At 67.1% G+C, this 12,710-nt stretch carries 12 protein-coding genes; 9 read left to right on the top strand and 3 right to left on the bottom strand.

The annotated features are described in order from the left end of the window. Positions 1-185 precede the first annotated feature (185 nt). A complete protein-coding gene (locus ABZD10_RS07900) occupies positions 186-1,619 on the bottom strand; it encodes a diguanylate cyclase (protein ID WP_372885649.1) in 1,434 nt (477 codons plus the stop codon). A gap of 79 nt (positions 1,620-1,698) precedes the next feature. Between ABZD10_RS07900 and ABZD10_RS07895 the strand changes: the two genes are divergently transcribed. From ABZD10_RS07895 to ABZD10_RS07870, 6 genes are all read left to right on the top strand, one after another. Continuing rightward, the gene (locus ABZD10_RS07895; RefSeq protein WP_372885648.1) at positions 1,699-1,983 is read left to right on the top strand and encodes a DUF3572 domain-containing protein; all 285 of its coding nucleotides are present in this window, start codon (positions 1,699-1,701) and stop codon (positions 1,981-1,983) included. A gap of 82 nt (positions 1,984-2,065) precedes the next feature. Further along, the gene (locus ABZD10_RS07890) at positions 2,066-2,758 is read left to right on the top strand and encodes an HAD family hydrolase (protein WP_372885646.1); all 693 of its coding nucleotides are present in this window, start codon (positions 2,066-2,068) and stop codon (positions 2,756-2,758) included. 206 nt (positions 2,759-2,964) lie between these two features. Beyond that, a complete protein-coding gene (locus ABZD10_RS07885) occupies positions 2,965-4,527 on the top strand; it encodes a trimethylamine methyltransferase family protein (protein ID WP_372885644.1) in 1,563 nt (520 codons plus the stop codon). 114 nt (positions 4,528-4,641) lie between these two features. Beyond that, positions 4,642-6,402, top strand: a complete 1,761-nt coding sequence (locus ABZD10_RS07880; protein ID WP_372885643.1) for a hypothetical protein — start codon at positions 4,642-4,644, stop codon at positions 6,400-6,402. A gap of 61 nt (positions 6,403-6,463) precedes the next feature. Next, the gene (locus ABZD10_RS07875) at positions 6,464-7,051 is read left to right on the top strand and encodes a heme NO-binding domain-containing protein (RefSeq protein ID WP_372885642.1); all 588 of its coding nucleotides are present in this window, start codon (positions 6,464-6,466) and stop codon (positions 7,049-7,051) included. A gap of 3 nt (positions 7,052-7,054) precedes the next feature. Beyond that, the gene (locus tag ABZD10_RS07870) at positions 7,055-8,095 is read left to right on the top strand and encodes a diguanylate cyclase domain-containing protein (RefSeq protein ID WP_372885641.1); all 1,041 of its coding nucleotides are present in this window, start codon (positions 7,055-7,057) and stop codon (positions 8,093-8,095) included. 33 nt (positions 8,096-8,128) lie between these two features. Here the strand turns inward: ABZD10_RS07870 and ABZD10_RS07865 are convergent, their stop codons facing one another. Continuing rightward, on the bottom strand, positions 8,129-8,554 hold the full coding sequence (locus tag ABZD10_RS07865) for an Lrp/AsnC family transcriptional regulator (RefSeq protein WP_372885640.1): 426 nt from the start codon (positions 8,552-8,554) through the stop codon (positions 8,129-8,131). 143 nt (positions 8,555-8,697) lie between these two features. Between ABZD10_RS07865 and ABZD10_RS07860 the strand changes: the two genes are divergently transcribed. Further along, complete coding sequence (locus tag ABZD10_RS07860; protein ID WP_372885638.1) at positions 8,698-10,221, top strand: aldehyde dehydrogenase family protein; 1,524 nt, start codon at positions 8,698-8,700, stop codon at positions 10,219-10,221. A 14-nt stretch (positions 10,222-10,235) separates the two neighbouring features. Further along, on the top strand, positions 10,236-11,294 hold the full coding sequence (locus tag ABZD10_RS07855) for a saccharopine dehydrogenase family protein (protein ID WP_372885637.1): 1,059 nt from the start codon (positions 10,236-10,238) through the stop codon (positions 11,292-11,294). 53 nt (positions 11,295-11,347) lie between these two features. Here the strand turns inward: ABZD10_RS07855 and ABZD10_RS07850 are convergent, their stop codons facing one another. After that, entirely contained in the window at positions 11,348-12,109 is a 762-nt protein-coding gene (locus ABZD10_RS07850) for an alpha/beta fold hydrolase (RefSeq protein WP_372885635.1), read from the bottom strand. Positions 12,110-12,199: 90 nt separating this feature from the next. Between ABZD10_RS07850 and ABZD10_RS07845 the strand changes: the two genes are divergently transcribed. Next, positions 12,200-12,574, top strand: a complete 375-nt coding sequence (locus tag ABZD10_RS07845; RefSeq protein ID WP_372885634.1) for a hypothetical protein — start codon at positions 12,200-12,202, stop codon at positions 12,572-12,574. The last annotated feature ends 136 nt before the right edge of the window (positions 12,575-12,710 follow it).

The following is a 12,710-nucleotide window of genomic DNA, read 5'->3' as shown; positions in this document are numbered from 1 at the left end:
GGCGCTGCGCGCCGCCAGCCGCCAAATCGACGAGCGCAAGGACCGGCACCGCGAGATCGCGCGCGAAGTCTGGCTCGGGCAGGTCGCAGGGATGACCGTCGCCGAACGCCGGGCCTATGCGGCGCGGATGCGCGAGATCCTGAACCGCGACGCGCCCGCGCGCCGACAAGCCGACTGAGCCGCGCTCAGCGGCCGCGCGACAGCTGCCCCATCGGCAGCTCTGGCGGGCCGTCGAGCGAGATCTGGTTGCGCCCGGTCGCCTTGGCGCCATAGAGCGCCCGGTCGGCGCATTCCAGCAGCCCGGTGCCCGAGTCGCCGGCGCCGTCGCGGGCGGCGTCGAGATGGTCGCTGGCCAGCGCGATGCCGATACTGACCGTGACCGGGATATGCAGGTCGCGGTTCTGGATCGTCACCGGCGTCGCGCCGACCCGGCGGCACAGGCGCGAGGCGACCCTCGTGGCCTCGGCACGTCCGGTGGCCGGCAGCACGATCAGGAATTCCTCGCCGCCGATCCGCGCCAGCAGGTCCACCGGGCGCAGGCTGTTGCGCAGCCGCTCGGCGACCTCTTTCAGCACCGCGTCGCCCGCGGCATGGCCGAAACGGTCATTGATGGTCTTGAAATGGTCGAGATCGGCCACCATCACCGCGTAGTCGTTGTTGCCCCGGGTCGAATATTCGGCGATCCGCTTCAGGTGCGGCAGCGCATAGCGGCGGTTGAACAGCCCGGTCAGCGGATCGGTCACCGCCGCTTCCAGCCCTTCCTCGAGGTTGCGGCGCAGGCGGTCGCGCAGCCGCTTGCGTTGCAGGATCGTCTCGAGCCGCAGCGCGACCTCTTCGGCATCGAAGGTGCCGGTCATCGCGTCATTGGCCCCGAGGTCCAGCGCGTTCACCTGCAATGCCTCGCAGCTTTGCGGCAGCAGCACCAGAATGCCGGCGCCGCGCGTCGACGGCCGCGCCCGGATCTCGGCCAGCAGGCGCAGGGCGTCGTCGGGGCAGGTGTCATCAAGCGCCACGACAAAGGCGTCGGGCGCCGCGACCCGGCCCAGCCCGCGCAGGGCTTCGTACAGGGGCATGTGGTCAATGGCATGGGGCAGCAGCGGTTTCAGCGCCGTTCGCCAGCGTCGCCCGATGGCCCGCTCGCCGGTGGCAAGGACGATCTGCGCCATGGGTTCGAACCCGGCCTGCGGGGTCTCGGCAAAGCCGAGCGCCCGCCGGGCCCGGCCCCGCAGGCGCAGATCGTCCTGCGCGTCTCTGGCCCGCAACAGCGAGCGAATGCGGGCCAGAAGCGCGGCTTCGTCGACCGGAACCGAAAACACGTGATCGGCCCCGGCCCGCAGCGCCTCGAGACGGAGGTCGCGGCTGCTGCTGCCGCTCAGAAGCAGGATCGGGATGCCGGGTCCGGGGGCCGCCGCCTTCAGCCTTTTGCAGGCCGCGAGGCAGGCGCGGTCGTCGGGGCCGGTCCCGATCACGATCAGATCCGGCGCGGCCCGGCGCAACAGCCGCTCGGCCTCGGGCAGGGAGCCGGCCTGCACCACGTGAAAGAAGGCCGTCGACAGTTTTACCTTGAGCACGATCCGGTTTGTCGCGACATTGTCGAGGATCAGAATTTTACCTGGCATCGCTCGATCCGATACTTGCAGAGGAGTTTGTTCACCTTGTGATCGGATTGGTTAAGAAAAGATTGCGAAAGTAGTGAAAATGCAAATGACAGAGGATGCGGCCGGCACCCTGGCGCTGAGGGCGCTGGGCTGGCTGATCGGCGAGGACGACCTGCTGGGGGTGTTTCTCGGTGCCACCGGGGCCAGTGCCGACGACCTGAGGGCGCAGGCCGCCGATCCGGCCTTTCAGGCCTCGGTGCTGGAGTTCCTGACTATGGACGACGCCTGGGTCACGCGGTTCTGCGACAGCCTGGGCGAAGAGTATACCGCCCCGCTTGCCGCCGCCCGGGTCCTGGCGGGCGAGGCGGGCCGGCACTGGACCTGAGAATTTTCCGCCATCCAGGACCGGCGCTCTTGTATCGCCGTTCCGGGGCGGGCACTGTGGCGGCATGTTCGGGCGGGGTGGTATGATGCGGGTAGACGGACTTCTTTTCGACAAGGATGGCACGCTGTTCGATTTCGGCGCGACCTGGAACAGCTGGGCGGCACGGGTGATCCCGGATTTCGCCGCCGGCGACGATGCCCTGGCGCAGCGCATTGCCCACGAGCTGGATTTCGATCTCCGGCGCGGCGAGTTCCTGCCCGTCAGCGCGATCATCGCCGGCACCAACCGCGACGCCGCCGAGGCGCTGGCGCGGGCGCTGCCCGGCCGGAATGTCGACGAGCTGGAAGAAACCCTGATGTATGCCGCCGCCGAGGCGCCGCTGTGCGAGGCCGTGCCGCTGGCGCCCTATCTCGACGGGCTGGCGGGCCGGGGGCTGAAGCTCGGGGTGATGACCAATGACACCGAATACGGCGCCCGCGCGCATCTCGACAGCGTCGGCGTGACCGCGCGTTTCGATCTGGTGCTGGGTTTCGACAGCGGCTTCGGCGCCAAGCCCGAACCGGGCCCGCTGCTGGCTTTCTGCGACCGTTTCGCGCTGCCGCCCGAGCGGGTGGCGATGGTCGGTGACAGCACCCACGACCTGGTGGCGGGCCGGCGCGCCGGCATGCAGACCGTGGCGGTGCTGACCGGCATGGCCACCGAGGCCGAACTGGCGCCTTATGCCGATGTGGTGTTCCCGCATATCGGCCATATCCCCGACTGGCTCGACGCCTGAACAAGCCAGCACCCGGTACCCGGACATTTTCTGCCTCCGCGCCTGCGCGGTGGTTGCCCCGTGGCCGGCCGCTCTGCGCCCGGCGGGCAAACTGCGGCGCGAAAAGTCGCGCCGAAAAACGAAAACGACAGGTTTTGTCGCAAAGCCGCGATCTGCGCCGCGCGGACTGGTGTCTCCTGCGGACAGCGAGAACCGGAGTGAGCGCAATGAAGGAAACAGCAGGACGCAGGCGGCGTGGTGGCGGACGCGCGGGCAATGCGGCGCGGCGCGGCGGCGCCGGGGTGATCGACCAGATGCCGTGGCGGCTGCCGGTCAATTGCGACCGCCCGACCGAGCCGCTCGGCGCGGACGGGGTGCAGGCGATCCACGACGGCGCGATGCGCATCCTCGAAGAGATCGGCATCGAGTTCTACAATGACGAGGCCCGCGCGCTGCTGAAACAGGCCGGCTGCACGGTCAGTGGCGACACTGTGCGCGCCGGGCGTGATTTCATCATGGAGATGATCGCCAAGGCGCCGTCGAGCTGGACCCTGACGCCGCGCAACCCCGCGCGCCAGATCACCATGGGCGATGGCCACATCCTGTTCGGCAATGTCTCCTCGCCGCCCAACTACTGGGACATGGCGCTGGGCCGCAAGGTGCCGGGCACCCGCGAGATGTGCGCCAACCTGTTCAGGCTGTCGCAGTATTTCAACTGCATCCATTTCGTCGGCGGCTATCCGGTGGAGCCGCAGGACATCCATGCCAGCATCCGCCATCTGGACGTGATGTATGACAAGCTGACCCTGACCGACAAGGTCGCCCATACCTACAGCCTGGGCGCCGAGCGGGTCGAGGATTCGATGGAGATGGTGCGCATCTCGGGCGGCTGGAGCCATGATGACTTCGAAGCCACGCCGCGGATGTACACCAACATCAACTCGACCTCGCCGCTGAAACACGACGAGCCGATGATGGACGGCTGGATGCGCATGGCGCGGCGCAACCAGGGGTTGGTGGTAACGCCCTTCACCCTGGCCGGGGCAATGGCGCCGGTGACCATGGCCGGGGCGGTGGCGCAATCGCTGGCCGAGGCGCTGATCGCGGTGGCGCTGGCGCAGTATATCCGCCCCGGCGCGGCCTGCGCGATCGGCACCTTCACCTCGAATGTCGACATGAAATCGGGGGCCCCGGCCTTCGGTACCCCGGAATACATGCGCGCCACCCAGATGACCGGCCAGATGGCGCGGTTCTACGGCCTGCCGCTGCGCGCCAGCGGCGTCTGCGCCGCCAATGTGCCCGACGGTCAGGCGATGTGGGAGACCTCGAACAGCCTGTGGTCGGCGGTGCAATCGGGGGCCAACATGGTCTATCACGCCGCCGGCTGGCTCGAGGGCGGGCTGATCGCGAGCCCGGAGAAATTCGTCATGGATTGCGAAGTGCTGCAAATGATCCAGCGCTATCTCGAGCCCGAGATCTGCGCCACCGGCCCCGAGGAGATCGCCCTCGAGGCCATTCGCGACGTCGGCAAGGACGGGCATTTCTTCGGCATCCAGCATACCCAGGACCGCTATACCACCGCCTTCTACCAGCCCTTTGTCTCCGACTGGCGCAACTACGAGGCCTGGGACGCCGCCGGCAGCGTCTGGACGCCGGAGCGGGCGCACCACCTCTACCAGCAGATCATCGACTCTTTCGAGGCCCCGCCGATGGAGGATGCGATCCGCGAGGAACTGGCGGCCTTCGTCGCCAGGCGCAAGGAAGAGGGCGGCGCCCCGACCGATTTCTGACCCGTTTGCGCCCCGGACGCGGCGGCAGGTCGTTCCGGGGCTACCCGCCGGTTTGAAACTCTTCTACTCTGAGGGGAACGCACGGGGTGCGCCAGACACAGCGGGAGAGTGACGATGACCTCTGAGTACGAGACCACGGTGACGGGCCGGGCGGCGATGACGCTGACCGGAGCTTCGGCGGGGCTGACGATATGGCTTTTGATCGAGCTGTTGCCCACCTATGTCGACAACAGCCATCTTCTGCTTCTGGTTGCGGCGCTGGTTGCCGGTTTCTTTGCCGCCCTTCTGGCCATGGCCGGTCCGCTGTCGATCGGGCGGGCGGCGCTGGGCGCCGGTGGCCTGGCGGCGATCGCGGCGCTGTTTCTGGAATGGGCCAGTTTCCGCTTTGTCGACATCGAGCCGTTTCTCGGCTCGGGGTTTGCCCTCAGCGCATGGGGGGCGATCCTGTGGATCGGCACGCCTTTCGTCGCTCTGCGGCTGTGGAACAGAAACTACTGGGTCTCCTATCTCGACCTCTTCGAATTCTCATGGTCGGTCGTCGTGCGCTATGCTGCGGCCTGGCTGTTCGTCGGCCTGTTCTGGGCGGTTCTGTTCCTGTCGGATGCGCTGCTCTCGCTGGTGTCGGTCAACTGGATCGAGGATCTGATCGACATCGACCCGGTGCCGTTCCTGCTGACCGGCGCGGTGCTGGGGCTGGCGCTGCGCGTGGTCTGGGAAATGCGCGACTATCTTTCGCCCTATCTGGTGCTGCACCTGTTGCGCCTGCTGCTGCCGGTGCTGTTGATGGTGATGGTGGTCTTCGTGCTGGCGCTGCCGATGAGCGACCCCAAGACCCTGTTCGGCGGGCTGTCGCCGGCGGGCACGATGATGGGCGCGGCGCTGGGCGGGATCTGCCTGATCAGCGTGGCGCTGGACAAGTCCGATGCCGATGCGGTCTCGGCCGTCTGGATGCAATGGGCGACCCGCCTGCTGGCGTTGCTGCTGCCGGTGCTCTGCGGCGTGGCGCTCTACGGGATCTGGCTGCGGGTGGCGCAATATGGCTGGACGCCCGCCCGTCTGGCGGCGCTGGTGGCGGCGCTGGTGGTTCTCGCCTATGCGCTGATCTACGCGCTGGCGGTGCTGCGCGGCGGCGACTGGATGGCGCGAATCCGGCGCGGCAACCTGGTGATGGCGGGCATCGTTCTGGCGCTCTCGCTGCTGTGGCTGAGCCCGCTGCTGAACGCCGAGGCGATTTCTGCCCGCAGCCAGGTGGCGCGCTATCTCGGCGGCGCGACCACCGTCGAACAGACCGCGATCTGGGAGCTGAGCCATGACTGGGGCCGGCCCGGCAAGCGCCAGCTGGCGCGGTTGCAGGCGCTCGAGGGCGATGAGCACGCGGCGCTGCGCGCGGCGATCGCAGCGGCGGGCGAGGCCGAAAGCCGCTATAGTTTCGAAGATCGGGTGGTGAGCGACCCCGGCGCGCCCGGCGCCGTGGCGCTGGCCGGGCTGATCCGCAGCCTGCCCGGCGAGGGAACGCTGGCCCCGGCGCTGCTGCGCGATCTGCCGCCCTTTCGGATCGAGGATTGGCTGACCGCCTGCGAACGCGATCGTGCGCCGGGCTGCATGCTGGTGCAGGGCGCCTTCGCCCCGCAGGACGCGATGCTGACGGGCATCCTGCTGCTGCCGGGGACGGGGGCCGACTACGAGGCGATGTCGGTGCACATCGTCGGTGGGCGGCTGATCGTCGGCGAGTATCTGCGCGACATGATCACCGGCCGAGGGCTGCGCCTGACGGCCGAAGATGCCGCACGGGTGCTGGCGGGCGACTATCGCATCGCCCCCTCGAGCCGCCGGTCGCTGTGGCTGGGAGATCTGGAACTCTATCCTGAAAACTGATCATGTTGGGCCTTTGTTAAGCCCTCGCGACCATAGTGGCCCGGAAGCGAGGGATGGCGCCATGCATGGTCTGATCAACAGGGCAATCCAGTGTTACGTGCGCGACAACTACGGCCGCGAACGCTGGATCGAGGTGACCCATCTTGCCGATCTCGGGTTCAGCGACTTCGAGGCGATGCTGCACTATGACGATGCGCTGACCGAGGCGGTGCTGGCGGCGGTGTCGCGCAGTCTCGGCGTGCCGCGCGAAACCGTGCTCGAGGATATCGGCACCTATCTGGTGTCGCATCCCAATGTCGAGGCGCTGCGCCGCCTGCTGCGCTTTGGCGGGGTCAGCTTCGTCGCCTTCCTGCATTCGCTGGACGAATTGCCCGACCGCGCCCGGCTGGCGGTGGATGATCTGCGGCTGCCGCGCATGGAGCTGTGCGACCATGGCGACAACCGCTATGCGCTGATTTGCAGGGGCGATCACGCCGGTTTCGGCCATGTGATGATGGGGGTCCTGCGCACGCTCGCCGACGATTACGGCGCGCTGGTTTTTCTGGAGCACAAGGGCGGCGCCGGCGGCTCTGAAACGATCGAGATCACGCTGGTCGAAGCCGCCTTTGCCGAGGGGCGCCGCTTTGAGCTGGGCGCCGGGGCGGGCTGAGGCGTGCAGGGGATCGACCACATAACCCCGGTGCTGGATGTGCTTTGCCCGATGCATGTGGTCCTCGGACCGGCCGGCGAGATGACCCATTGCGGCCCGACCTCGCGCAAGTTCTGGCCCGATGACGGCGCGCCACCGGCGCGGGTCTTCGACGCCTTCGAGGTGCTGCGCCCGCGCGGCATCGCCGACATGGGCAGCCTGCTGGCGGCGCGCGGCGAGAAACTGCACCTGAAAAAGCGCGCCGCGCCGCGCACCGCGCTGAAAGGGGTGGTCATGCCCTTCGGCGCCGGTGGCGGGGCGGTGCTCGACCTGTCCTTCGGCATCTCGATCATGGAGGGGGTGCGCGATTACGCGCTGACCAGCACCGATTTCGCGGTCACCGACCTGACCATCGAGATGCTCTATCTGATCGAGGCGAAATCGGCCGCGATGGAGGCCTCGCGCAAGCTGAACCTGCGCCTTCAGGGGGCCCGGATCGCGGCCGAGGAACAGGCCTTTACCGACACGCTGACCGGGCTCAAGAACCGCCGCGCCATCGACCATATCCTGTCGCGGCTGATCGAGAGCGGCCGCGCCTTTGCCCTGATGCAGCTCGATCTCGATTTCTTCAAGGCGGTCAACGATACCCATGGCCATGCCGCCGGCGATGCGGTGCTGCAACAGGCGGCCCGGGTGCTGGTCGAGGAAACCCGCGAACAGGATTGCGTGGCCCGCGTCGGCGGGGACGAATTCGTGCTGATCTTCGAGGCCCTGAGCGACCGCCACAGGCTGGCCGAGATCGCGCGGCGCATCATCGCGCGCATCGAGGAACCGGTGCCGTTCAACGGCGCCGAATGCCGGATCAGCTGCTCGGTCGGCATCGCCCTGTCGCAGGATTGCCATCCGCCAAGCCAGGAGGCGGTGATGGCCGATGCCGACACCGCGCTTTATGCTTGCAAAAGGGCCGGAAGGGCGCAGTTCCGCTTTTTCGGTGAACCGGAAAATGCGGGCGGTTCCGGCCCCCGACCCGGCCCCCGGCAGAAGTCGGGCCCGCCGCCGGGCTGAGGCCGCCACCGACCGGCGGCGGCACGGCCACAGTCAGCGGCCGGCGAGGGTCGAAAGCCGGATGTGGCTTTGGGTTTCGGCCACGTCGGGCAGGGCGCGGATCTCGTCCAGCACCTGATCCAGCCGTTTCAGCGAGGCGGTGCGCAGCTCGGCGACAATGTCGAAATTGCCGCTCAGCGTGTGAATGTCGGTGATCGCCGCGATCCGCCGCAGGGCGGCCAGCGCCACCCGCGTGTCGTCGGCGCGCAGCCGGATCAGGGTAAAGGCGCTGACCTGGTGATCCTCGGCCGATTGCCCGAGTTCGACCGTGAAGCGGTGGATGACCTTGGCATGCCTCAGCTTGTCGATGCGGTTCTGGACCGTGCCGCGCGACACGTTCAGCGCCGCCGCCAGATCGGTCACCGAGGCCCGCGCATCCTTGGTCAGAAGATGCAGCAATTTGTGGTCCAGATCGTCCATGAGGCCCCCTTGGTCATTGATCTGTCATTTTGTGAAAATAATCCCGAATTGCAATGAAAAATGCCGTTCTGATTGACACGTCATCGGGCGAGAGTGGTTCAAACGGCCCAGCCGGGCCCCTTTGACCAACAAGGAAGACCAAGATGCCCGTCACCGATACCCTGCCGCGCCATGCGCGGATTCTCAGCGCCTGCGGGCTTGAGCCGGCGCTGACCGAAGCCGGCCCGCTGGAGGTTTTCACCCCCATCGACGGCAGCCGGATCGCCGGCCTTGCCATTCATGATGCAGGCGACGCCGAGGCGCAGATCGCCAAGGCGCAAACCGCCTTCAAGGCCTGGCGCATGGTTCCGGCACCGCGCCGGGGCGAACTGGTGCGGCTACTGGGCGCGGCCCTGCGCCGCGAAAAGGAAAACCTTGGTCGCCTGGTGACGCTGGAATGCGGCAAGATCTATCAGGAGGGCCTGGGCGAGGTGCAGGAGATGATCGACATCTGCGACTTTGCCGTCGGCCTGTCGCGCCAGCTCTACGGGCTGACCATCGCCTCGGAACGCCCCGGTCACGCGATGCGCGAAACCTGGCACCCGATGGGCACCTGCGGCGTCATCACCGCCTTCAACTTCCCCGTCGCGCCCTGGTGCTGGAACGCGGCGCTGGCGCTGGTCTGCGGTGATCCGGTGATCTGGAAACCCTCGGAAAAGACCCCGCTCACCGCGCTGGCGGTGCAGAGGATCTGCGACGGCGTCATGGCCGAGTTCGGCAGCGACGCGCCGGCGGGGCTGATCCAGACCCTGATCGGCGGGCGCGACCTGGGCGCGGCGCTAACCGCCAGCAAGGATGTGGCGATCATCTCGGCCACCGGTTCGGTGCCGATGGGCCGCGCGGTGGCGCGCGACATGTCGGAGCGTCTCGGTCGCAGCATCCTCGAGCTCGGTGGCAACAACGCCATGATCGTGGCGCCCTCGGCCGACCTCGAGATGGCCCTGCGCGCCATCGTCTTCTCGGCTGTCGGCACCGCCGGCCAGCGCTGCACCACCCTGCGCCGCCTGATCGTGCATGAAGACATCTATGACGCGCTGATCCCGCGCCTGATCAAGGCCTATCAGGGTTTGCCCATCGGCGATCCGCTGGCGGAGGGCACCCTGATCGGCCCGCTGATCGACGCCGCGGCCATGGCCGCCATGGACTCATCCCTTGAACAGGCCAAGAGCCAGGGCGGCACCGTGCATGGCGGCGGCCGGGCCGTGACCGGTGACTACCCCGACGCCGCCTATGTGCACCCGGCGATCGTCGAAATGCCCGCGCAATCGGCGATCATGCATCACGAGACCTTTGCCCCGATTCTCTACGTGGTGAAATACCGTGATCTGGACGAGGCCATCGCCCTGCAGAACGCGGTGCCGCAGGGGCTTTCGTCCTGCATCTTCTCCACGGATGTGCGCGAGACCGAGTATTTCCTCTCGGCCGCCGGCTCAGACTGCGGCATTGCCAACGTCAACATCGGCCCTTCGGGGGCCGAGATCGGCGGCGCCTTTGGCGGCGAGAAAGACACCGGCGGCGGGCGTGAAAGCGGCTCGGATGCCTGGAAGGGTTACATGCGTCGCCAGACCAACACCGTCAACTACTCGCGCGAGCTGCCGCTGGCGCAGGGCATCAAGTTCGATATCTGAGGGCCGTAAAAACCATGAAAAACATCGCTGTACTCGGCCTTGGAAAAGTCGGAACGCTGGCGGCGGAACTGCTGCACGGCTCGGGTTTCAACGTGACCGGCATTGACCTGGCGGCCCCCCAAAATAAGCTGCCGTTTCAGGTCAAATCGCTGGATCTGCGGGATGCCACCGGCGTGGAGGCCGAATTTGCTGCCCAGGACGCGGTGCTGTCCTGTCTGCCCTATCACCTCAATGCGCGGCTGGCCGAGATCGCGCATCGCGCGGGTATCCATTATTTCGACCTCACCGAGGACGTGCCGACCACCAACCGCATTCTCGAGTTGAGCAAGACCGCGCGCGGGCTGATGGCGCCGCAATGCGGCCTTGCGCCGGGGTTCATCGGCATCGTCGGTGCCTCGCTGATCGAAGAGTTCGACGACTGCCGCAGCTGCAAGATGCGGGTCGGCGCGCTGCCACAGCACCCCACCGGCTTGATGGGCTATTCCTTCAACTGGTCGCCCGAGGGGGTGGTCAACGAATACCTCAACGACTGCGAGGTGATCGAAGAGGGCACCCGCAAGATGGTCTCGGCCATGGAGTGGTTCGAAGACATCTATATCGACGGCGTCAAGCTCGAAGCCTTCACCACCTCGGGCGGGCTCGGGACCATGTGCGACACCTATGCCGGGCGGGTGGCCAACCTCGATTACAAGACCATGCGCTATCCGGGGCACGGCAAGCTGATGAACTTCTTCTTTCACGAACTGCTGATGCGCGAGCGCCGCGAGGAGGCGGGCGAGATTCTGGTCAATGCCAAGCCGCCGGTGAACGAGGATATCGTCTATGTCCATGCCGCTGCCGAAGGGCGGATCGGCGGCCAGTTGCTGCGCCGTGAATTCGTGCGCGGCTATCGCCCGGTCGAGGTCGCGGGCCGGATGCGCACCGCGATCGCCTGGACCACCGCCGGATCGGTGGTGGCGATCATCGAGATGGTGCGCGACGGCAAGCTGCCGGCGCAGGGGTTCCTGAAACAGGAAGACGTGCCGCTTGATGCCTTTCTGGCCACCCCCACCGGGGCGCTTTACGCAGCCTGAACGATCGATGCCTGTCTGCGAGCGGGCCGGGAAACCGGCCCGTTTTCGGGCGCTCAGGCGCGGTTCAGCCAGGCCTGCACGGTGTCGACGAACTCGCGCGGTTTCTCGGCGTGCAGCCAGTGGCCGGCGCCGGTGATCTTGGCGAAACGCGCATGCGGGAACAGGGCGCGGATGGCTGGCCGGTGTTCGCTCGTGACATAGTCGGACTTGGCCCCGGTAAGGAACAGCGTCGACCCGTCATAGCGGCCGCCGATCTCGGGAAAGCCCAGCACATGCGGCATCTGGTCTTCCAGCGCATCGAGATTGAGCCGCCAGCTCTTGCTGGCCAGGTCCAGCGACTGGGTGAAGAAACTGCGCAGGGTGGGGTCGTCGATGCTGGCCGCCAGCTGCTCCATCGCCTGCGATCGCTTGGTCACCCCACCGAGATCAACCGCCCGCATCGAGCGGATATGCTGGTTCTGATCGTGGCTGTAGGTGACCGGCGCGATGTCGGCGACGATCAGCCGGTTGACCAGCTCGGGGCGCCTTAGCGCCAGCACCATCGCCGCCTTGCCGCCCATCGAATGGCCGAGCACGTCCATCGGCCTGCCTTCGGCCTCGATCACGGCGGCAAGGTCGCCGGCCATGTCCTCGTAGGTATGGCTGTCATGCCACGGGCTCTGACCGTGGTTGCGCTGGTCCACCGAGACCACGCGCCGCTCGGGCGCCAGCCGCTTGGCGATCGCCCCCCAATTGCGCGCCGAGCCGTAAAGCCCGTGCACGATCAGCAGGTCGGGGTTGGAGCCGGACTGGCCATATTCGATCTTGTTCAACATGGCGCCTTGATAGCCTGTCGCCCGCAGCGCTGCCAGCCCTGTTGAGCGCGCCCCCGCGATTGCGTAAGACTGGCCGCAGGAGGACCGCCGGTGATCGACCCCGCCAAGCTGCGCAGAGACAACCGCGACCTGTGCCGGCTGGCCGGGCGGAAGTTTTCGTTCGAGGTCGAGACGCTCGAGAGGGCGATGAAAAAGATCGGCCGGCGCCTGCCGCGCGAGGCCCATCGCCAGGCGCGGCTTCTGGCCGAGGCTGAGCGTCTGGCCGGGCACCCCAAGCTGTCGCTGATGCTGGATGCCGAGGAGATCGTCGGGGCGCAGGCCGCGCTGCGTGCCGCGCTGGAGCGGATCGACCCGAAAGAGCGCCGCAAGGGCATGGTGCTGAGCACGCTCGTCATGGCCGCCTTCCACCTGATTGCGGTTTTCGCGCTGCTGGTGGCGGTGCTGCTGTGGCGTGGGTTTCTCTAGGGTCTGTACTCAATAAGGGGTTCCACTGACGAGATTAGCGTGATTCACTTCTGCGAAAGAGCAGGAGGTGAGCATGGCACGATATGACCTGAGCGATGAGGAATGGCGGATCGTTGAGCCGCTTTTGCCGCGCCCT

Origin of the sequence: Shimia sp. (assembly GCF_041624275.1) — a bacterium.
GTDB lineage: Bacteria > Pseudomonadota > Alphaproteobacteria > Rhodobacterales > Rhodobacteraceae > Shimia.
The sequence above is the reverse complement of the archived record's forward strand: the minus strand, read 5'-3'. Positions and strand labels throughout refer to the sequence as shown.